At 40.4% G+C, this 22,145-nt stretch carries 15 protein-coding genes; 4 read left to right on the forward strand and 11 right to left on the reverse strand.

The window, feature by feature from the left end; genetic code table 11:
- Window positions 1-454 precede the first annotated feature (454 nt).
- Window positions 455-739 (forward strand): hypothetical protein, encoded by a 285-nt coding sequence (locus tag ACFINE_RS03195; protein ID WP_375611728.1) that lies wholly within the window; start codon window positions 455-457, stop codon window positions 737-739.
- Between the two features lie 467 nt (window positions 740-1,206).
- Here ACFINE_RS03195 and ACFINE_RS03200 read toward each other — a convergent pair whose 3' ends face one another.
- The 8 genes from ACFINE_RS03200 to ACFINE_RS03235 form a co-directional block, all read right to left on the reverse strand.
- The gene (locus tag ACFINE_RS03200; RefSeq protein WP_375611727.1) at window positions 1,207-2,214 is read right to left on the reverse strand and encodes an HlyD family secretion protein; all 1,008 of its coding nucleotides are present in this window, start codon (window positions 2,212-2,214) and stop codon (window positions 1,207-1,209) included.
- A 31-nt stretch (window positions 2,215-2,245) separates the two neighbouring features.
- Window positions 2,246-3,874, reverse strand: a complete 1,629-nt coding sequence (locus ACFINE_RS03205) for an MFS transporter (RefSeq protein ID WP_375621016.1) — start codon at window positions 3,872-3,874, stop codon at window positions 2,246-2,248.
- A 23-nt stretch (window positions 3,875-3,897) separates the two neighbouring features.
- Entirely contained in the window at window positions 3,898-4,314 is a 417-nt protein-coding gene (gene atpC, locus ACFINE_RS03210) for an ATP synthase F1 subunit epsilon (RefSeq protein ID WP_375611725.1), read from the reverse strand.
- A gap of 108 nt (window positions 4,315-4,422) precedes the next feature.
- Window positions 4,423-6,048, reverse strand: a complete 1,626-nt coding sequence (gene atpD, locus ACFINE_RS03215) for a F0F1 ATP synthase subunit beta (RefSeq protein WP_375613176.1) — start codon at window positions 6,046-6,048, stop codon at window positions 4,423-4,425.
- A 19-nt stretch (window positions 6,049-6,067) separates the two neighbouring features.
- Entirely contained in the window at window positions 6,068-7,000 is a 933-nt protein-coding gene (locus ACFINE_RS03220) for a F0F1 ATP synthase subunit gamma (RefSeq protein ID WP_375621017.1), read from the reverse strand.
- A gap of 20 nt (window positions 7,001-7,020) precedes the next feature.
- Entirely contained in the window at window positions 7,021-8,556 is a 1,536-nt protein-coding gene (gene atpA / locus ACFINE_RS03225) for a F0F1 ATP synthase subunit alpha (protein WP_375621018.1), read from the reverse strand.
- A complete protein-coding gene (gene atpH, locus ACFINE_RS03230) occupies window positions 8,556-9,137 on the reverse strand; it encodes an ATP synthase F1 subunit delta (RefSeq protein WP_375621019.1) in 582 nt (193 codons plus the stop codon). Before atpH ends, atpA begins: the two co-directional genes overlap by 1 nt.
- Before the next feature lie 1,020 nt (window positions 9,138-10,157).
- Entirely contained in the window at window positions 10,158-12,353 is a 2,196-nt protein-coding gene (locus tag ACFINE_RS03235; protein WP_375621020.1) for a primosomal protein N', read from the reverse strand.
- A gap of 1,150 nt (window positions 12,354-13,503) precedes the next feature.
- Between ACFINE_RS03235 and fsa the strand changes: the two genes are divergently transcribed.
- Window positions 13,504-14,157, forward strand: a complete 654-nt coding sequence (gene fsa, locus ACFINE_RS03240; RefSeq protein ID WP_375621021.1) for a fructose-6-phosphate aldolase — start codon at window positions 13,504-13,506, stop codon at window positions 14,155-14,157.
- Here fsa and lptE read toward each other — a convergent pair.
- Window positions 14,154-14,750: an LPS assembly lipoprotein LptE gene (gene lptE / locus ACFINE_RS03245; RefSeq protein WP_375621022.1), complete on the reverse strand. Its 597-nt coding sequence runs from the start codon at window positions 14,748-14,750 to the stop codon at window positions 14,154-14,156. The two genes, fsa and lptE, sit on opposite strands and share 4 nt — an antisense overlap.
- On the reverse strand, window positions 14,737-17,379 hold the full coding sequence (leuS, locus tag ACFINE_RS03250; protein ID WP_375621052.1) for a leucine--tRNA ligase: 2,643 nt from the start codon (window positions 17,377-17,379) through the stop codon (window positions 14,737-14,739). Before leuS ends, lptE begins: the two co-directional genes overlap by 14 nt.
- A gap of 167 nt (window positions 17,380-17,546) precedes the next feature.
- On the opposite strand from leuS, the gene ACFINE_RS03255 reads away from it, so the two are divergent.
- Window positions 17,547-18,236: a YggS family pyridoxal phosphate-dependent enzyme gene (locus ACFINE_RS03255; RefSeq protein ID WP_375621023.1), complete on the forward strand. Its 690-nt coding sequence runs from the start codon at window positions 17,547-17,549 to the stop codon at window positions 18,234-18,236.
- A gap of 131 nt (window positions 18,237-18,367) precedes the next feature.
- Here the strand turns inward: ACFINE_RS03255 and ACFINE_RS03260 are convergent, their stop codons facing one another.
- On the reverse strand, window positions 18,368-18,691 hold the full coding sequence (locus ACFINE_RS03260) for a hypothetical protein (protein ID WP_375621024.1): 324 nt from the start codon (window positions 18,689-18,691) through the stop codon (window positions 18,368-18,370).
- Between the two features lie 1,322 nt (window positions 18,692-20,013).
- Between ACFINE_RS03260 and acs the strand changes: the two genes are divergently transcribed.
- The gene (acs, locus tag ACFINE_RS03265; protein ID WP_375621025.1) at window positions 20,014-21,957 is read left to right on the forward strand and encodes an acetate--CoA ligase; all 1,944 of its coding nucleotides are present in this window, start codon (window positions 20,014-20,016) and stop codon (window positions 21,955-21,957) included.
- Window positions 21,958-22,145 lie beyond the last annotated feature (188 nt).

A 22,145-nucleotide genomic window follows, 5' to 3' on the forward strand; every position in this document is an offset into this window, starting at 1 on the left:
TTGATTTATAATAATCTATTTTTTACAAATTTGAATAGCAACCCCAAATATCGTAAGATTTCCTCATTTTAAATCTTCTTAATTGAATCAATCAATACCACTCCCTACAGCCACAAGAGAATAGATAGATAAAAACTCCTTATAAACTATTTCAAGTGCCAAAAGCTATCCCAACACTTTAAACAAACAAAAAAATGAAGACATCGCCCACCATCTTTATGAATGAATCTTACACCATTTTGTAAAAATTTTTACCTTACATCCTTAACAAACACCATCACGAAATGAACTCAAGTACATTAAGAAATGCCTCATTAAACCCAAACTTTTAATTCTCATCTCACCCACGCGCGGCATTATCAATGCAACCTTTCAATGTTCAAGCCGTTATAGCAAAACCCCAAACACAATTCCAACTGTCACGCAACAATTTAACACATGAAGGAGTCAATAAATGTGTCTATTTTCACCCCATAGAAAAAATGCTAAAATTAAAAAACGTATAGCACAATTAAAAAGAGAGCTGGTCCCCGTAAATCATTGGAGTTTTCAAAATGATAGCTTTGAAAACATTTCTGAGCTGTTTAACACATGGAAACAAAAAGGCCGTCACGCACTTTATCACCTCAACGAACATGCTACAGAATTAAAGAAAAAAGCGAAAGAAAATCCTAAAAAAACCCTCGCATTAGCAGCAGGAGTCGTTTTAGTAAGCTTCTTACTGATCCGTAAAAATTAATAACACAACCAATAACCTTCCCTTTTAATGCCCGCCTCAAAACGGGCATTTTTATGGTTTACAAAATATAAACTTTACGTCTTCCTCCTAACTTTACGCCCTCTCCCAAAAGGATAAGTTTCCCATCCGACCCAGTCTATAATCCAGTTTTTTATCTGGCATCCCCCCTACCCCCATCTTCCAAACATGCGGTGACACCACACCTCAAAGGACAGTGTTGTGCAAAACCACAGGCAAAGCTTCCAATACTCCCCCCCTACTGAGTTAGTTCAAAAGAAATGGAAGTGAGTAAAGATGCATGCGCTTTAATATTCTAAGGAACATTATTTTACATCATGACATAAAAGTATAAGAAGCCTAAGAGCTTTAAAACATGTAGTATAGCAAACCAAACGAAATCTTCCAATGTAAACAACCACTTGCTATAAGTAAATGACGCAAAAATTAAACTGAAAAAACCCAAAATTTCATCCTCCAGAATCGACTCGCTGCGAAGTATCTACATAGGTAACCACGGACATGCCAGGAATGAGTTTTTCAATTCCTTCCTGCCCAGGATCTAAAGCAATCCGTACTGAAATACGTTGCGCAATTTTGATAAAATTACCAATTGTCGTATCCGTTTTTAACAATGAAAACTCTGAGCCTGTAGCAGGTGCAAAACGAACCACACGCCCTGTTAACTTTTTGTTGTTCAATGCATCAACAGAAAAAACAACCGGTTGTCCCACACGCATCTGAGAAAGTTGCGTTTCCTTATAATTAGCAATAATCCAAATATCATCAGAAATAACAGAGACCAATTGTGTCCCCGGCATAACATATTGCCCTACCCGCGCTCCAACTAATCCAATATAGCCTGTTCGAGGAGATAAAATCTTTGTGTGATCGAGATTAAGTTTTGCCAACTCAACACTCACCTTCGCTCCCGCAATTTCTGACTGTAAACTTTGCCGTTCAAGATCCAATTGTTTTTGCAATTGGCGTTTTGTTTCGAGAGCTGTCAAGAGTTGTGAAAGAGGACGAGAAACAGAACTTGCCGCATCACCAAAACCTAACTTTTTACTATCTGGAACAACATTGGAAAATGCTCGTGAACGCGCCAATTCCACCTCTGCTGTATTAATTTCGCCCTGCAAAAGCTGTGCTTGTAATTCAATACTTGCCAGTTTTGCATTTTTTGAATCGAGAACAGCCTGTGCCCGTGCAAGCTGCTGCCGAAAAAGAGAATCATCGAGCTCAAAAAGCAGCATTCCCTTTTCAACACGTTGATAATCTTGCACATAAATCCGTGCAATCACCCCAGAGATCTGTGAACTAACCAGAGTAACATTGCCCTTAATAGAAGCATTATCCGTTATTTGAATGTTACTCACAAAAGGAGGAAGCCTCCAAGCCCACAAAATCAGCAAAACACCCGTAATGCCCGATAGGAATGCAACAATCGTAGCTTTTGACCGTAATTTTTTTATCATTTTTTTGCACCCCTCTTTCTATGACATTACTCTACTTTTCTAATGCACGCAAAGAGCATGACTTAACAATCATTGTGACAAGAAAAATAACGAATACAACCATTGAAATATAAAAATAAAGCCGAAAAACGTCATCATAAGCAAAAATATTTGCTGTTAACTTAAATTTCTCTATCAACATAGAAGTACCCTGCTCACTTCTCAAGCCATTGGGAACAGAAACACCATAAGAAGGCGAAAATAAAGTATTCATCTCACCAGAAATAAGCGGATCAGTAATAATAATATTTTGTGTTAAGGACTCAAAGTTCTTATGGGCAAAATAAAACTGAAGGCTGCCAAAAAAAGCCGACCCCATCAATCCCCCTGTCACTTGCGTTAGCAAAAAAACAGCAATAAAACTTAAAACGTAACGCGGTCCTCGCTCACCAGCGATCACAAACCCTTTGAAAAGAGCCGGAGGCAAAAAAAGTGCATAACTAAAACTCACCAACCCTTGGCTCAACATCATATCTTGTGGGCGCGTTAAATGGTTTACATGACTATCTAAATAAGCTCCTAACGCCAAACAACCCAAAGACAACAAATAAAAATAATCCTCACGCCCCGCCCGTAAAAAAAAGACACAAACAGCCCCCCCTAACAGAATCCCTAATGTCACCGCAAGATACATGGGCGCCATCTCACGATTGAGCAAACCAAAAAGATTAAAAAACCCTACGGGCAAATTTGACCGCTCCAATAAAAAAACATGAAAAATAAATAAAATAAAAACAGATTGGACCATTTCTTTACTGAAAATCCAACGGAGATCAATCAACGGTTTTTCTCTATTAAGCTCAATAATAATAGCAATAGCCAACGAGAAAATAGCAAGTGCGAGCCCCCAACCAATCCATGGTGCTTCATACCACCAATACAATATGCCAACAGACATGATCACAGCATTTAATCCAAGACCAAGAGCAATCAAACCATAGCTTATCCAATCTAATTTTTGAATAACCTTACTACGCACAACAGGAGTAAGAGGCAAAGTATAGATACAGACCAAGCTGATAAGAACCAACCCCATTTCCAGAGCGGAAAGACTGGAAAAACCACCATTTTCCAGCAAATCAGGAGAAATCAAACGTGATAAAGGTGCCGCTAAAGCCGCATTCATATAATTCAAACTAAGACCAACAGTAAACTTCTTTGCTGGAGCAAAAGCCTCCATCATATAAAGCAGTGCAAGCGAAGCCAAAGGAGCAGCAGCAATCCCAGCAAAAAAGCGAATAATCAATGCAGAACGCAAATCCGTAACAAAGAGCTGCAACACGCAAACCAAAACAAAGCCAAGAATTGATAATTCAGCAAAAGCGCGCAGCCCAAATTGATAGCGGATTTTGATCAACATAATCGCTACACTCACATTTGGCGCCATATAAGCCGCTACCAGCCATGTCGTCTCGGCCAAAGTTGCATGAAAATCACCCGTAAGATGGACAATGTTAGACTGAACAATATTAGCCCCTAAACCATAAGCCCATTGCAAAATAAGAGAAGCAAAAATATAAACAAAGCACTTTGGCAAAGGTCCCGCAAAGACACGACCAGGACGAGGAAAAGGTTTTGCACTCCTTTTAGCAGACACAACCGTACTCTTTTTTCCGCTCATGTCATCTTTTCCTGTATACTCTGCTACGCTTCTATCAACACAGCACCATCAGCTGACAACTGCTGGAAAAAAGCCTCTATTTTATGATTGTCCTCATCACTTGTCCCTCCTTCTAACGTCGCTTGAATCTGCAAAATCTGCTGTTCTAATACATCAAAAGAAAGATTCTCTACAGCCACAACGTGCTCTACCAATAAAGAGCAGCCTGAAAAGGTAATATTTGCAACACCCCCGCATACAACAAATAATTTTTCACCCACAGAGGTGCGAACACGAACACTGCCCAACACAATACTTGCCACCAATGGCGCATGATGCGCCATAACTGTCAAATAACCTGAGGCTGAAGGAAGAACAACAGACACTACCTGCTCTGAAAACACAATTTTTTCAGGCGATACAAGCTCAAATAAAAAATGCTCTTCTCTATTGTTTTCCACAAAAGTCTCCAAAATACCCGATATAAGGACTCTCCGTTTTCTCCAACGACTCGTCCTTTTTAACGAAAAATACCCATGACAGTTTTCTCTTGAATAAGAAGCTTCTTACTAAGAAGCCTCTGCCATGAGACGCTTTCCTTTTTCAAGTGCTTCATCAATCGAACCAACCATATAAAAAGCAGCTTCTGGCAAATCATCGTAATCGCCAGCACAAAGCCCCTTAAAGCCTTTGATTGTCTCTTCCAAAGGAACGAGTTTCCCCGGCGAACCAGTAAAGGCTTCCGCAACATGGAAAGGTTGCGAAAGGAAACGTTCAATTTTACGTGCCCGCCCCACCAGCAATTTGTCATCTTCAGAAAGTTCATCCATTCCAAGAATAGCAATAATATCCTGAAGCGCTCTATAACGTTGTAAAATGGTTTGCACTTGACAAGCAACCGTGTAATGCTCTTCCCCCACAATCAATGGATCCAACATACGCGAGAAAGAGTCAAGCGGATCAACCGCTGGATAAATCCCCTTTTCCGCAATAGAGCGCGAAAGAACAGTTGTTGCATCCAAATGAGCAAAAGACGCTGCCGGCGCCGGATCCGTCAAGTCATCTGCCGGAACATAAATTGCCTGAACGGAAGTAATAGAGCCTGTTTTTGTACTGGTAATACGTTCTTGCAACGCCCCCATATCTGTTGCCAAAGTCGGCTGATACCCAACAGCAGAAGGAATACGCCCTAAAAGAGCAGATACCTCAGCTCCTGCTTGCGTGAAACGGAAAATATTATCCACAAAGAAGAGAACATCTTGTCCTTCATCACGGAAACTTTCTGCAATTGTCAATCCTGAAAGAGCCACACGCGCACGCGCTCCTGGTGGTTCATTCATTTGCCCGTAAACAAGGGCACACTTTGACCCTTCCGTTGAACCATTATTCTCTTTTGGATTCACATTCACGCGGCTTTCGATCATTTCATAATAAAGATCATTTCCTTCACGTGTACGTTCTCCCACACCAGCAAATACAGAATAGCCACCATGTGCCTTTGCAATATTGTTTATAAGCTCCATAATGAGAACGGTTTTTCCAACACCAGCACCACCAAACAAGCCAATTTTACCCCCTTTAGAATAAGGGGCTAACAAATCCACGACTTTAATACCGGTTACGAGAATTTCCGAAACAGTCGATTGTTCAACATATTCAGGTGCCTCTTGGTGAATAGAACGTGTTTTGGTTGAAGCGATTGGTCCCACATTATCCACCGGTTCCCCAATCACATTCATAATACGTCCCAACGTTGCTTCTCCTACAGGAACGCTAATTTGTGTGCCTGTATCCACAACCTTTTGGCCCCGCATCAAACCATCAGTCGTATCCATAGCAATCGTACGCACAGTATTTTCACCCAAATGCTGCGCAACTTCTAATACCAAGCGATTGCCTAAATTCTCTGTTTCCAAAGCGTTGAGAATTTTTGGCAATTCACCTTCAAATTGCACATCAACGACAGCACCAATAATCTGCTTGATTTCACCAACAGCGCCTTTTGCATGCTCTTCTTTTTTTGCGGATGTATCTTTTTTTACAGGTGTATCTTTAGCTGCATCACGCGCAGGTACAGAGGAAGCCTTTACATCCACTTGAGATTTCGAAGCGGCTTTTTTCACGCTGGAACGAGCAGCTGGTTTCTTTTTTTCACCTTTTTCTGTTCCTTTGCTTGAGGTTACTGCTTTTACCATCAATCTTTACCTTCTCCATTTAAAGCGCTTCAGCGCCCGCAATAATTTCGATCAATTCTGTCGTAATCTGTGCTTGACGTTGACGATTATAAGCCACCGTCAATTTACTAATCATTTCACCCGCATTGCGCGATGCATTATCCATAGCTGTCATCTTGGCGCCCATTTCACCAGCAACATTTTCTAGCAAAGCCCGAAAGATTTGCACCGAAAGATTACGTGGTACAAGGGCCTCTAAAAGAGACGCAGCATCAGGTTCATACTCATAAACAATCGCCTCACAAACCGTTGACTGTGAACCTTTGCTTGTCTCTTTTTGCTCCACAACATCTATATCCATTGCCTCAACAGCTGCTTTTGGAGTCCCCATTGGGATCAAGCCAAAAGCTGTTGGACGCTGATTAATCACGGAAACAAATTCAGAATAAAACAACGTACAGACATCGAAAGCGCCTTCATTGAACAAATCAACAATGCATTGACTAATCATCACCGCCTCGGCAAAACCAATTCGCTTTACCGCATGTAAATCAATGTGATCAATCATCAAACTTTTGTAATCACGCGATAAAATATCGGCACCCTTTTTACCCACAGTGATAATTTTCACAATTTTACCAGCTGCCAAGAGGGCTTTAATCTGCTCACGAGCACGACGAGCGATTTGCACATTAAAAGCCCCACATAAACCGCGTTCAGCCGTACACACCACCAAGAGATGCACATCATCGCGCCCCGTACCACGCATAAGAGCCGGTGCATCAACACCATCTACATCAGCAGCAACACTGGTTAAAATATCAGCCATCTTTTTTGCGTAAGGGCGTGCCGATTGCGCCGCCTCTTGGGCACGATGCAACCTTGCTGCCGCAACCATCTGCATAGCTTTGGTAATTTTCTGTGTTGCTTTAACCGAAGCGATACGGTCTCTAAGATCCTTTAGTGAAGCCATTCAAGCATTCCATCAATTCATCACGAAAAATTTTTCGCATAAGTGTTAAGGACAGTTATCAACTTATCTTTCAGTTCATCTGTTATCTGTTTTTGCTCAGCAATTGCCTTTAAGAGATCTTGATAATCACTCCGCAAAAGCACCAAAAGCCCCTGTTCAAACCGTGCGACATCAGAAACCGCTAGAGAATCAAGATAGCCATTCACACCCGCGAAAATAACCACCACCTGCTCTTCTGTTTTGAGAGGAGAAAATTGCGGCTGCTTCAAAATCTCTGTTAAGCGTGCTCCCCGATTCAAAAGGCGCTGGGTTGATGCATCCAAATCAGAGCCAAACTGCGCAAAAGCTGCCATTTCACGATATTGTGCCAATTCACCTTTGATCGAACCAGCCACTTGCTTCATGGCTTTAATTTGCGCTGCTGAACCAACACGTGATACAGAAAGACCAACATTTACAGCAGGACGAATTCCTTGATAAAACAAATTAGTCTCTAGAAAAATTTGCCCATCGGTAATGGAAATAACATTTGTAGGAATATAAGCAGACACATCATTTGCTTGCGTTTCAATGACCGGCAAAGCTGTCAACGACCCCGATCCATTTTCCGCATTCAGCTTTGCAGCCCGCTCTAAAAGACGCGAATGCAAATAGAAAACATCACCCGGATAAGCTTCACGCCCTGGTGGACGACGCAACAAAAGAGACATTTGACGATACGCTACCGCTTGCTTTGATAAATCATCATAACCGATCAAAGCATGTTGCCCATTATCACGGAAATATTCGCCCATAGCACACCCAGCAAGAGGTGCAATAAATTGCAGTGGTGCTGGATCAGAAGCAGTCGCTGCAACAATAATAGAATATTCCAGCGCTCCACGTTCTTCTAAAACTTTAACGAACTGTGCCACCGTCGAACGTTTTTGACCGATAGCCACATAAATACAATAAACTTTATCTTGCTCTCGTCCAGCCCCTTTTTCATGAAAAGGTTTTTGGTTTAAAAATGTATCGAGCAAAATTGCTGTTTTTCCTGTTTGGCGATCACCAATCACCAATTCACGCTGCCCCCGTCCAATAGGGATGAGTGCGTCAATCGCTTTCAATCCAGTCGACATCGGTTCATGGACAGACTGACGCGGAATAATTCCAGGAGCCTTAACATCGACACGACGACGCTCTGTTGCTTTAATGGGCCCCTTACCATCGATAGGGTTTCCCAACGCATCAACCACACGCCCAAGCAAAGCGGGACCCACAGGAACATCGACGATAGCACCTAACCGCTTTACACAATCACCTTCACGAATATCACGATCTGAGCCAAAAATGACCACACCAACATTATCAACTTCCAAATTGAGTGCCATACCACGCACACCGTTTGGAAAGGCGACCATTTCCCCTGCTTGGACATTATCCAAACCATAAACGCGAGCAATACCATCCCCTACAGAGAGAACCCAACCAATTTCTGAAACCTCAGCCTTTTGGTCAAAGTTTTTGATTTGCTCTTTTAGAATTTTTGAAATTTCAGATGGTCTAATATCCATCAGCTGACCTCTTTTTTCAATGCAAGCTTAAGTGAAGACAATTTTGTGAGAAGAGACGTATCAATTTGAGACGACCCCACACGAACGATTAATCCACCAAGAATTGTTGGATCCACAATGATGTGCAGCAAGACTTTTCCTCCAACAACACCTTCCAAAGCCTCACACAACTCTTGTCTTTGTTGAGAACTTAAGGGGCGCGCAGAAACAATTTGCGCAGTAACCTGCCTACGAGCGCGTGCAACACAATGCTGGAAAGCACGTAAAATACCAAATACAGCACTAAGCCTACGGTTTGTGGCAATAACGCGTAAAAAATTACCAATGACCTGCCCTGCATTTTTATCAGCAAATTTGATGTTTGCACAAACAGATTGCATCACCTTAATTTGTTCTTTAACTGAAAAGAATGGACTAAGCACAAAGCGTTTTAAATCCTTATGCTCCAAAACAAGCAAAAGATCCTCTACTGCCTTTTCAACCTTTTCAACGTTTCCGGCTTCTTGAACGCAATCAAAAAGCGCTTGCGCATAGCGTTGATCTACCAACGGCAGCGGTATGAGAGAAAATGAATCCGACACGAAATACCGCCTCTTTCCCTTGAGCGACTCTCTGATAGTTATCAGATGAAATGAAACAGACATTCTCAATCTTAAGAATCTTTTTCTTAAAACCTAGAACAAAAATCACTTGGTTTCTAGCATAGACATAGCCGACTCGCAACACCACAAATCGCTGCTTTTTAAAAATTTTAATAAAATATTCAAAATATTTTTGAAAAGCATTTTTTTTAGATATACAGGATGGCATCACAGTTTTTTTATGCCTCTTTTTGACATTCTCTGAGCGATTTTTTCACTCTCTTTGATTTTTCTTCAAATGCCCTTGCCACCAAACGCTCTTGTCACCATAAAAAAACACTCCCTTTATCACCACAAGACCTTTAATGAGATGCAGCTGCGATTGAAAAAGTCTATTATTTCAAACTGATAAGAAAGAAAAAACAATGAATATCCTCCTAAAAATTAAAGAAAACATTGCTCTTTTTTCTTCAAATACCCACTCCTTTTAAAAAATTTCACCAAGTAATATTTTCTTGTAAGCACACTCTTTAAATATACAAAACATTGATTTATAATGATAATATATCATTTTTCATACCGGATAAGCTTCAAATATCGACAAATTCTCTCTTTTCAAATTTTTTTATCAAAATCACGCCCTTCATTAAGCCCGCGTAGCTTCACTTTATATGGCACTATATTGCACTGATTTTAGAAGAAACATAGATCAATATCAATTTGAACGCGAATAGAATTGGGTATTTTGGGTGTACAACTAAGCATTTTCAGCCCTTATAATCCGCCTATCAAAAGAATACTGTCCCTCATACAAAAAAGAAGTAAAAGCCGAAATGATAGTGCCCTCGAAGAAGAGAGGCCCTTCTGCTGGTTCTATAACAAAGATATTTTTTCCCGTGGCTCCACTTAATGCAATGGACATGTATCATATTTTGCTGCCTAGATGCTTATTCTGAATAATATAAGAGTTCAAGTAAAGCACCTTAAGCAAAGAGACCTTCACTTTATGCGATACTGGTTTTAGAAAAAACTTTGCGGATCAATATCAATTTGAACCCGAACGGAACTGGGCATTTTGGGTGTACCGCTAAGCATTGCACGTATAAACCCTTGTATATCAAAAGAACGCTGTCCTTGCAGCAAAAGCCGAAAACGATAACGCCCCCGAACCAAAGCCAAAGGCGCTTCTGCTGGTCCCATAACCGAGATATTTTTTTCCCGTGGCGCTGCCTGACGCAATGCGCGCGCATAATATTCTGCTGCTTGGCGCTGTTGTGCAGACACAATCAAAGAGGCAAGCCGCCCATAGGGGGGCAAATGATAATGCTGACGCGCTGCAATCTCACGTGTGTAAAAATCTTCTGGCTGGCATGCAAGTAAGGCTTTGATGACCGGATGATCTGGTTGATAAGTTTGCAATAATCCTAAACTTTTCAATCCCACACGCCCTGCTCTTCCGGTAACTTGAGAAAGCAGCTGATAGGTACGTTCACTTGCGCGTAAATCGCCATTGGCAAGACCAAGATCAGCATCAATAACACCAACCAGAGAGAGCTTGGGAAAATGATGTCCTTTAGCGACCAACTGTGTTCCAATAATAATGTCCACATCGCCATTGGCAATGGCTTGTAATTCGCTTCGCAACTTCCCAATCCCTCCTTTGAGATCTGTTGAAAGGATCAATGATCGCGCTTGAGGAAAAAGCATTTGTGTTTCTTCGGCAATTCTTTCCACACCTGGTCCGCAAGCCACAAGATGATCTAAGGTTCCGCATTCAGGACAGGCTTCAGGAAGTGGTTCATGATATCCACAATGATGACATTTCAGTTGCCCTTGCGCACGATGTTCTACCAACCAACTTGAACAATCGGTACAATGAAAACGATGTCCGCAAATTCGGCATAAAGTCAAAGGTGCATAACCACGACGATTAAGAAAAAGAAGAGCTTGTTCGCCCTTATCAAGCGTTTGTTTTAAAGCCCTTTCAAGAGCAAAGGAAATAAAGCGCCCCTTTTGCACCCCCCCTTGGCGCATATCAACCACCCGCAACTGTGGAAGTGCAGCTTCTTTAAAACGGGAAGGTAAATGCACCTTTTGATAACGCCCTTTTAAAACATTGGCTTGGCTTTCAATCGACGGTGTGGCTGAAGATAAAATAACAGGAAAATGCTCAAAAGAGCCCCGTGCAACAGCCATATCACGCGCATGATAAAAAATGCGCTCTTCTTGTTTATAAGCGCTATCGTGCTCTTCATCGACAACAATCAAGCCAAGCTCATGAAAGGGAAGAAAAAGTGCTGAACGAGCCCCCGCAACGACACGCACCCGCCCTTCTGCAACTTGCCGCCAGACGCGTTCTCTACGACGTGGCGTCAAATCAGAATGCCATTCTGCTGCCACAGCGCCAAAACGTGCATAAAAACGATCTAAAAACTGCTGTGTTAAAGCAATTTCCGGCAATAAAATTAAAACCTGCTTGCCCCCTTTGAAAGCTTGAGCGACCGCTTCAAAATAAACTTCTGTCTTTCCTGATCCCGTAACACCATCAAGCAAAAAAACTTGAAACTGAGAAGATAAAACACCTTCCCGCAATAATGTTGCTGCTTCACTTTGCGCTCCCTGCAACTGAGGGGGACAAAAATCAGGATCAGGCATTGCCACAAGATCAGGAGCAGGAACCTTAACATCTTCAAAAATTCCTAGCGCTTTTAAACCTTCAACAACAGAAACCGAAGTTCCAGCCGCATGTGCCAGACCAGAACCTGTCCATATCTTCTCATTACGCACCAATTCCAAAACCCGTGACCGCGCTGGTGTGAGACGTTCTACATTTCCACCACAATATCGCAAACCCAGCATCTGCGCTTCCGGCTCTAAAGCAGCCGGTACCGACAAAACCAATCGTGCTACAAGACCAAAAGGTGCCATTGTATAGCGACTAACAAAACGCAAAAATGTGATCATTTCTGCCTTTAATGGGGGACAATCAAAAACATGAAGAAGAAAGCGTAATTTTTCACGCGCCACAGGAGCAGACTTTTGCCCATCGGCTGTCTGCTCTCCAACATCCACAACAAAACCGCAAAGCTCACGCCCCATCAACGGAACCCGAACAAAGGAACCAACGTTCACCTCCATAGAAGATGGAACTTTATAACTATAAGCGTGAGCAACAGGAAGAGGAACCAATACGGATACAATCTTTTCCTCTATCATGTTTGAATTCATCTTTTAAACCAATCTACGACCTATTGAGCACCAACAGGCCTAAACCTTAATCTTTAAACACTCTTATAAAATTCATTGCAGGATTCAATCCCCCCGATTACAACACTTTTCTAACAAAAATTCTTTTTAATACTCATTTCATCACCAAAGTGCCAGTAAAAGAACCAATCTCATCGTCTATAACAAAAAACTCTATAGCAAAAAAACCAGCGCCATTCTTCTGTGTAAATAAAGCGCATCACTATTAAGCATTCAACATGCTATCGGTTAAGTGCATCCTTCAACAAAGCGATCCCATAGTGTGACCTCTTCCCAACACACACGTTTATTTTTTTACCGCCTCATATCTCAATTTATCTTCAACAAACTGATTTATAAAGATATAATCATCATTTTACCTATTGTAATAAAACCCTCAATACGATGAATTTTTCTCATTTCAACCCCATCGAGGAACATTTGTAAATCCTTATTGATGTAAAGAGTATCCCATGATTTTAATTATAGGGAGAATAATATTGCAAATGGAGCCGTTACAATATTCACCTTGGCTTTGTGCCAAAACGTGAAAACACGTGTATACATCTTTCAGCTTGATTGAGAATCAAGCAACAATACAAGCAGCACAAAAGCGTATTGTTGAAGAATGGAGAACACAGAATAAATCAATGTAATTGACCATAAAAAACCCTTCATGCGTAAAATTTTACAGGCGTTCTTCAACAGTGTTTTACGACAAAATAAATCCATCCGCTTTCATCAAAAACAAAGTTAAACATACCCCCTAAAAAAGGAAGGTATCTTATGATGCACTCTCAAATATCAAGAGCAATCGCAAATAGGAAATGAGCAAAGTGTTTGATAATGCTAGCTTATTTCCATAAATATAAAAACACCGCTACGCAAAGATGCCAATACGCAAAAATGTTGGTACGCAATGAATTCTATGCCTTATCACGAGCAACACTATGAAATAGGTGTGGAAACGATAAATCATATTTCTTTACCGAAAACGGGTACATGATTAACACCATAGCATTCTTGTTCTTTACACAGATATTAATTCTTTCTCTTGCTTTTGCAGTCAACAATAGCGCATAACAAAAAATAGGATAAAGCTAAAAAGAAGAGGTTAGAGATGAAATTTTTTGTGGATAGCGCCAATATTGAAGAAATTCAAGAGTTACAGAATTTAAGCCTTGTTGATGGTGTCACAACCAATCCCTCTCTTATCCTAAAATCAGGACGCAATATTCTTGATGTTACAAAAGAAATTTGTGCTCTCGTTAGCGGACCTGTTTCTGCTGAAGTTGCAGCAACAGAATTTGAAAACATGATGAAAGAAGCAGCTGTTTTAGCAAAGGTTGCCGACAATATTTGTATCAAGCTTCCTTTAACACTCGATGGATTAAAAGCCTGTAAAGCCCTCACAGCAGCAGGACTAAAAACAAATCTCACACTTTGTTTTTCTGCCAATCAAGCCTTATTAGCCGCCAAAGCAGGCGCAACATTCGTTTCACCTTTTATTGGTAGACTTGATGATTGTGGAAATGATGGAAGTGAACTGCTTCATGAAATTCGCACAATTTATGATAACTATAACTTTGAAACACAAATCTTGGCCGCTTCAATCCGCACCGTTAATCATGTCAAAGAAGCAGCACTCAGTGGTGCTGACATTGCAACAGTTCCACCAGCAATCTTAAAAGCACTGGTCAAACACCCTCTCACCGACAAAGGGTTGCAAATATTCCTCGACGACTGGAAAAAAACAGGACAAAATATTGCTTAATATCTAGAATTTTTATTGGAAAGATCTTTTGAAAGTAACAAAAAGATCTGTTCAGCCAACTCTTCCGCAACACGTTTTTTTGCATCTTCTTCTGCTTGCAGCGTTGCATATTCTTGACGAAGTCGCTCAAAAGATGCATTCATCATTGCTGTTCCTTTTGCAACAAGAGTATTTTTCATATCCTGCAAAGTGTAAGAAGCTCTGCTCATAACAGTTCCAACAGAAGGTCGTCCCTTTCTCTTTTTCTCGAAATCAACCTCTATCTGCATCGATTCTCTGGTAAAGACGGATATCTGCAATGCCAATTGATAAGCAGGTAGAGAAGGTTTAGCACCATTTCCATACAAAAGAAATAGAAGATGATTGCGCACCATTTGTCCAAAACGATCCGAAGGTTCTTCCACAACAATAGAAGCAAGCTTTTGCGCTAATCCCAAAGAAGCTTGTCCAGAAGCAGGATTCCCATAAGAAGCAGAATCCATTGTCATTGCACTCTGCAACTCTTGACGGTAAAGCGGTTCAACTTTGCATCCACACAACAGTGTGAATACACCAGCTAAAATGACAAGAATAGAACTTCTAAAAAACGACATTCACAATCCTTTGTGGAACAACAATGATTTTTTTCACAGGCTTTTCAATCAGCTGCGCCTTTACAAAATCTAACGCCAAAACCGCTTCTTTAATCATCACCTCATCAGCAGTTGCTGCAACGCTCACCTCACCACGTTTTTTACCATTAATTTGTACTGGCAAAGTATAGCATTCCGCAACGGTTAACGTGGGATCATAAATAGGCCAAGCAAGCGCAGATATTAAATTTTTTCCCCCTAAAGCAGCATGACATTCTTCTGCTAAATGGGGCATCATGGGTGCAATCATAGCAAGAAAAAAATCCATAGCTTGACGTAAAGAAGCTTTCATTTCATCGTCAACACTTTCTATCCTATTTAACAACGGCGCCATAATATTCAAGAATTCATAAAGGCGTGCAATAGCCCGATTAAAAGCGAATTTTTCCAAATCATCTTCTACAGCGCAAAGCGTGCGATGTGCGACCTTTGAGAGTTCCAAAGCCGCTCCCTGATGCCCTGCACAAGGCGCCACATCCTTTAAAATAGAAGCACTCACAGCCACATGGCGCCAAACACGCTGTACAAAGCGATGTGCACCTTCAACACCAGATTCTGTCCAAATGACATCCCGCTCGGGAGGAGAATCTGACAACACAAACCAACGCACAGTATCAGCGCCATAAGATGCAATAATATCATCAGGATCAACGACATTCTTTTTTGATTTTGACATTTTCTCAATCAAACCAATCGTCACTTCACTTTGATCGGTTAATTTATAAGCACACCGCTTTCCATCTTTTTCAACAATCGAAATTTCTGCTGGAGAAACCCACCCTTTACCATCTCGATAGGTTTCATGCACCACCATACCTTGGGTAAAAAGCCCCTTAAAAGGCTCATCTACCGTCACATGACCGACCAATTTCATAGCACGCATAAAAAAGCGTGCATAAAGAAGATGCAAAATGGCATGCTCAATTCCACCAATATATTGTTGCACAGGCAACCATTCAGCTGTTGCTTGTTTGTCAACAGGTCCCTGCGCAAAAGGAGCCGTAAAGCGTGCATAATACCAAGAAGAGTCAACAAATGTATCCATGGTATCGGTTTCGCGTTTGGCAGGTTGACCACAGGAAGGACAAGTAACATTCTGCCATGTTTCATGTCGTGCAAGAGGATTTCCTGGTTGATCAAAAGTAACATCATCAGGCAACACAACCGGTAAATTAGCACGTGGAACAGGAACAACCCCACAAGTTGTACAATGGATCATCGGAATGGGGCACCCCCAATAACGTTGACGCGAAATCCCCCAATCACGCAAACGAAATTGCACTGTTTTCTTCCCTTGCGGTTGCCCATTGAGCATTTGTTTTTCAAGCTTTTTAGCAGCTTCTTCAAAAGCTTGTCGGGGTGTCAAACCATCCAAAAAACTAGAATTGATCATCACCCCATCACCCGTATAAGGTGTTTCAGTAATAACAAAATCTTCTGCTTGCTCTCCTTTTGGCAAAACCACGGGTTTTATTGGAAGATCATATTTACGCGCAAAATCGAAATCTCTCTGATCATGAGCTGGACAACCAAAAACAACCCCTGTTCCATAATCCATAAGCACAAAATTCGCGATATAAACGGGAATATGTACTGTTGAATCGAAAGGATGAACAGCCAAAAGGGGCGTGAGAAACCCTTGTTTTTCAGCTGTTTCAAGTGCTGCCGTTGTCGTTCCACCACACCGACAATTTTCAATAAAAGCACTCAACGCTTTGTCTTTTTTTGCCAAAGCTTGTGCAATAGGATGATCAACAGACAGAGCCAAAAAGGAAGCGCCAAACAGTGTATCAGGACGCGTTGAATAACAAACAACCTCATCAAATTTCTCACAAACATCATCAGCATCACCCGCCGACTTTAAAGCCCAACGAATCAGCAAACCTTGTGATTTTCCAATCCAATTTTTTTGCATGGTGCGAACTTTTTCCGGCCATTGGTTCAGCTCTTCAAGCCCTGCCAAGAGATCTTCACTAAAGTCGCTAATTTTGAAAAACCACTGCGTCAACTCACGTTGTTCCACCAACGCACCAGAACGCCATCCCCGCCCATCAACAACCTGTTCATTGGCCAAAACAGTATGATCAACAGGATCCCAATTCACCTTAGCCACTTTACGTGCTACCAACCCCTTTTGATAGAAATCAAGGAACAACATTTGTTGGCGGTGGTAATATTCCACATCACAAGTCGCAAATTCCCGAGTCCAATCTATCGAGAGCCCTAATTGCTTTAATTGCCCACGCATCACCGCAATATTTTGATAAGTCCAAGTTTTAGGGTGCACTTTATTTTGCATAGCAGCATTTTCAGCCGGCATCCCAAAAGCGTCCCACCCCATGGGATGAAGGACATTAAACCCCTTGGCGCGTTTATAGCGTGCAACCACATCCCCCATGGCATAATTGCGCACATGCCCCATGTGAATGCGCCCAGAAGGGTAAGGAAACATCTCTAAAACATAATATTTTTCACGAGCATCTTCTTGGACAGTCTGAAAAATTTTCTTTTCATCCCAAATTTCTTGCCATTTTTTTTCTCTCGCACGTGGATTATAGCGTTCGCCTATCTTATAATGCTCAATCGTCATTCCCATTATACTCTTTTAATAAAACTGAACCAAAAAACTTGTTTTATTATGCTTGACCATGGATTAACCTCATCGTCAACATTTTCGTGAAATATTTCCCTAAGTATTTTATAAAACTTTAAAAAAAAACGACCAACTCTTGAACAAAAAAGGTAAAGCACAAAAACATGAATACACAAACGCCCCTCGATGCCCCTTCCATTGAAGCATGGCAAAACCTTCAAAAAGACATTGCTGAAACATGTCAAGAGTTACAACGCCCTGTAGAAGAAATTGAACTTATCGCTGTTTCAAAAACTGTTTCTGCTATTGATATACGACCCCTTTTGCAAGCAGGCCAATCTTTGTTTGCAGAAAACCGCGTACAAGAAGCAGCACAAAAATGGCTCGGGTTACGTCAACAATTTGAAAATATTAAACTCCATCTCATCGGTCCCCTACAATCGAATAAAGCCGCTGAAGCTGTCAAACTTTTTGATGTCATCCAAACGGTTGATCGTGAAAAAATAGCCAAAGTTTTGATGGAAGAAATGCAAAAGCAAAAAAGGCATCTTCCCTGCTATGTTCAAGTCAATATTGGCTTAGAACCGCAAAAAAGTGGTATCGCACCACAAGAAGTGATCCCTTTTGTTTCTCAATGCAAAAACAATTATGGACTTGATATCATCGGACTTATGGGCATTCCCCCTGTCGACGAAAACCCCGGCCCCTATTTCGCGCTCTTAGCAAAATTAGCAAAACAAGCAGGTCTTCCAAAGCTTTCCATGGGTATGTCCAGTGACTTCAAAACCGCTCTACAGTTTGGCTCTAATGTCCTTCGCATTGGCTCCGCTTTATTTGGAAAACGCCCTGTGTAAAGCAATTTCCCCTCATATAAATTCCCATTGAAAATTCTACGAACAAGCCAAAAACAGCAGAAATGAGAAAAAATATTTACTTCAATATCAATAAAAGAGCAATTCTAGCAAAAAAGATTTCAGTCCTTCTTTCATCCTGTTAGCAAAATAAGCAAAAAAGCTGGTCTTCTCAAATTTCTCACCGGCACATCCACAACACATACAATAGCTTCAAGATAGCATTGCAATTTTGCTCTCATATTATCGCACATTGCTTCTACTTTACTCCCCTCTGACCGCCTCTCCAGCAAAAGCAACATAAAAAATAAATCCTTATATAAAAGCAAAATGATAAGAGGGGCGTTGAGCATGAATGAAAAAACTGTCGCAAAATCACTAATAGCAAAAGAATATTGAATACGATTATCGCAATGATTTTCATTGAAAATCACGCATTCTCTTAACTTCTCCAACATGCGTAAACAATTTCCCCGCATGCCAATGGCGTAAAGCAGGCAAAAGAGGCTTATGGCTGCATAATACAGTAACAAAACTCTTTCATGTAAGTCACTTGAGCAAAATAAACATCTCAAATACCCAATAGAGCACCAAGAGCCGCGCTAAACAACATGCTAGCAATCTATAAGATCAACGATAGCATAGAGGCTTTCCATGCTCTACAAAGCATAAAATACGGTTAATATTCGCCTGAAAAATAAAAGAACGAATCCCATGCATATGCGCATAATACATGTAGGCAAAACAATGGCAATGAGATCGATCCCAATAACGATATTTCTTTATCATTATTTCTTTATCTTTCTCGTAAACAAAGAGAAAAACTTCAACTTTTCATATGCGCAATTTTTCTGATTTTAAACTTTAATTAAGAAAAACCATGGGGTATTTCTTATATTTTAAAATATTGTAAATAATATTATTATCTTTTTAAGAAAAATATTAATATATACATAACATATATATGATTTATATAGTATTTTTATTTCCATTTTTAAAATTTATCTTTGACAATGATCTAAAATACGTAATAACCATTTGAAATGTATCATTGTGATACTACTTTTAATGTGGATAATTAAGGAGAATTAATATTTTTGGTTCATTCAACACATTCGGTCATATGGCGACAAAGATATCTCTGAAATTAAATAATTTTGTAAGTATATTTGTAAGAATATACCAAAATTAAATATCTACATCTGTGCATAAAATAATTTTCAGAGATATCTATTGTGGATCACATCTTATAATCAGGATTTTTTTATAATGAATATTTGTTATGAAATCGTAAGAATGTTTTGTATTCTCATTGTCTTTATCCCTATATATGCTATTGGTTTTTAAAAGTGGTAGTTACAGTTGGAAAGTAACTATAAAATAAACTTTATATACAGTAATTCTTTTCATTATTTTTGATATTTTGGTTTAATTAATTATTAATAAACTTATTCTTTTTTTAATAAGGGAATACAAAATAAAAAACATTTAAAGCGATAATCAATAAAGCACCTTCATCTCCCTTTTTATATGATATTTTTTAGTGCCTTTGTGCGTTTATAAAAAGCTCTATACCGCAATAGTCTTTGCCATATTTGAATATCCTAAAAGCATAAAATACCTTTTTAAGAAAAACGTATCAGATTTTAAAAATTGACTATTCTAATCTTTGTCATTTAGTCTAACCTCACAATGAAAAGCTTTTGGGAAAACTCTGCCACAAATATAACCATACAAAAATACAGAGGCAGATTTTTCCAAACAATAAAAAGAGGGAAACATGACTGAAAAAATTTATCCAATATCAGAAGAGATCAAAAAAAATACTTTACTCGATGAGGAAACTTATCAACAATGGTATCGAGAAAGCATCAATGATCCAGAAAGCTTCTGGGCCAAACATGGTCAACGCATTGAATGGTTTAAACCTTTTACAAAAGTAAAAAACACTTCTTTTAACGGAGATGTCTCCATTCAATGGTACGAAGATGGGATAACAAATGTTACCTATAATTGCATTGATCGCCACCTGAAAACCCATGGAGACAAAATCGCGCTCATTTGGGAAGGAGATAATCCTTATCATGATAAAAAAATAACCTATAACGAGCTTTATGAACATGTTTGTCGTTTTGCTAATCTTTTGAAAAGTCGTGGCATTAAGAAAGGCGATAAAGTAACCATTTATCTTCCTATGATTCCCGAAGCAGCCTATGCCATGCTTGCTTGTGCTCGCATTGGAGCTATTCATTCGGTTATTTTTGCTGGCTTTTCTGCTGAAGCAATAGCAGGACGCCTTGTCGATTGTGAATCAACCTTTATGATTACCGCTGATCACGGCTTGCGTGGCGGCAAACGGATCAACTTAAAAGACAACGTTGACCATGCCATTGAGATAGCCGCGCGCCAAAACGTGCAGGTGGACCAAGTCATGGTTATACGGCGGACTTGTGGACCCATTCAATGGGTAGAGGGGCGTGATTTTTGGTACCACGAAGAGATAGCTCATGCCAAAACAGCTTGTCCAGCAGAACCCATGAATGCTGAAGATCCGCTTTTTATTCTTTATACTTCAGGCTCCACCGGCAAACCTAAAGGTGTTTTGCATACCACAGCAGGCTATCTTGTTTTTGCCTCGATGACTCACCAATATGTTTTTGATTACCACCCCGATGAAGTTTACTGGTGTACGGCTGATATTGGTTGGATAACCGGCCATTCTTACTTGGTTTATGGACCTTTATGTAATGGTGCGACCACTTTAATGTTTGAAGGCACACCAACCTTTCCTGACAAAGGCAGATTCTGGGAAATTGTCGACAAGCATCAAGTCAATACACTCTACACCGCACCAACAGCTATCCGCGCCTTAATGGGAGCAGGAAATTCGTTTGTTGAACACTCAGACAGGACGTCGTTGCGTCTTTTAGGCACGGTAGGCGAACCGATTAACCCAGAAGCATGGGAATGGTTTTATCATATAATTGGAAATGACCGTTGTCCGATTCTCGATACATGGTGGCAAACGGAAACAGGAGGGCATATGATCACACCCTTGCCCGGTGCAACCCCCCTCAAAGCAGGATCGGCCACACGTCCTTTCTTTGGTGTTCAACCCCAAATTGTTGATGCCCAAGGCAATGTTTTAGAAGGTGAAGCAGAAGGCACTCTTTGTATCAGTGATTCATGGCCCGGACAAATGCGCACACTTTATAAGGATCATGAACGCTTTATTCAAACTTATTTTTCCTCCTATAAAGGAAAATATTTTTCAGGCGATAGCTGTAGGCGCGATAGCGACGGTTATTATTGGATCACAGGACGAGTTGATGACATTCTCAATGTCTCTGGGCACAGATTAGGAACTGCTGAAATTGAATCGGCTCTTGTTTCTCATCCCGCTGTATCAGAAGCAGCTATTGTGGGTTACCCGCATCCCATTAAAGGGCAAGGAATTTATAGTTTTGTGACCCTCATGGAAGGAACAGCGCCAAGTGAAGAATTGCAAAAAGACCTTATCAAGCATGTGAGACAAGAAATAGGTTCTATTGCCATATTGGATAAAATTCAGTTTGCTCCACAGCTTCCCAAAACGCGATCAGGGAAAATTATGAGACGTATTTTACGAAAAATCGCTGAAAACGATTTTGATACTCTCGGAGATATTTCAACCCTTGCCGAACCACAAGTTGTTGAAGATCTAATTGCCAACCGACAAAACTAAAAAACACGACGCAATACAACATACGGTGGTTTTTGTTTTTTTTGCTAAAATTATCTCAGCATTATTACGAAAACCACCGAGGAGAATAAAAAATAAAACAATTCACGAGAAGCTCAATCATTCTAACAACAAACGCTTTTTTTCATAACAGGTAAGAAATAATTTAAGCAAAAACCTCAGGATTGGGA

It is taken from the genome of Bartonella sp. AA97HXZ (assembly GCF_042196985.1).
Lineage (GTDB): Bacteria > Pseudomonadota > Alphaproteobacteria > Rhizobiales > Rhizobiaceae > Bartonella.

What these genes read in the sequence shown, in the direction of transcription:
- ACFINE_RS03260 (WP_375621024.1), bottom strand. Translation starts at nt 18,691, where the DNA reads ATGTTGGAGAAGTTAAGAGAATGCGTGATTTTCAATGAAAATCATTGC.
- ACFINE_RS03220 (WP_375621017.1), bottom strand. Translation starts at nt 7,000, where the DNA reads ATGGCTTCACTAAAGGATCTTAGAGACCGTATCGCTTCGGTTAAAGCA.
- ACFINE_RS03255 (WP_375621023.1), top strand. Translation starts at nt 17,547, where the DNA reads ATGAATACACAAACGCCCCTCGATGCCCCTTCCATTGAAGCATGGCAA.
- atpD (WP_375613176.1), bottom strand. Translation starts at nt 6,048, where the DNA reads ATGGTAAAAGCAGTAACCTCAAGCAAAGGAACAGAAAAAGGTGAAAAA.
- leuS (WP_375621052.1), bottom strand. Translation starts at nt 17,379, where the DNA reads ATGACGATTGAGCATTATAAGATAGGCGAACGCTATAATCCACGTGCG.
- acs (WP_375621025.1), top strand. Translation starts at nt 20,014, where the DNA reads ATGACTGAAAAAATTTATCCAATATCAGAAGAGATCAAAAAAAATACT.
- fsa (WP_375621021.1), top strand. Translation starts at nt 13,504, where the DNA reads ATGAAATTTTTTGTGGATAGCGCCAATATTGAAGAAATTCAAGAGTTA.
- lptE (WP_375621022.1), bottom strand. Translation starts at nt 14,750, where the DNA reads ATGTCGTTTTTTAGAAGTTCTATTCTTGTCATTTTAGCTGGTGTATTC.
- ACFINE_RS03200 (WP_375611727.1), bottom strand. Translation starts at nt 2,214, where the DNA reads ATGATAAAAAAATTACGGTCAAAAGCTACGATTGTTGCATTCCTATCG.
- ACFINE_RS03205 (WP_375621016.1), bottom strand. Translation starts at nt 3,874, where the DNA reads ATGAGCGGAAAAAAGAGTACGGTTGTGTCTGCTAAAAGGAGTGCAAAA.
- ACFINE_RS03195 (WP_375611728.1), top strand. Translation starts at nt 455, where the DNA reads ATGTGTCTATTTTCACCCCATAGAAAAAATGCTAAAATTAAAAAACGT.
- atpA (WP_375621018.1), bottom strand. Translation starts at nt 8,556, where the DNA reads ATGGATATTAGACCATCTGAAATTTCAAAAATTCTAAAAGAGCAAATC.
- ACFINE_RS03235 (WP_375621020.1), bottom strand. Translation starts at nt 12,353, where the DNA reads ATGATAGAGGAAAAGATTGTATCCGTATTGGTTCCTCTTCCTGTTGCT.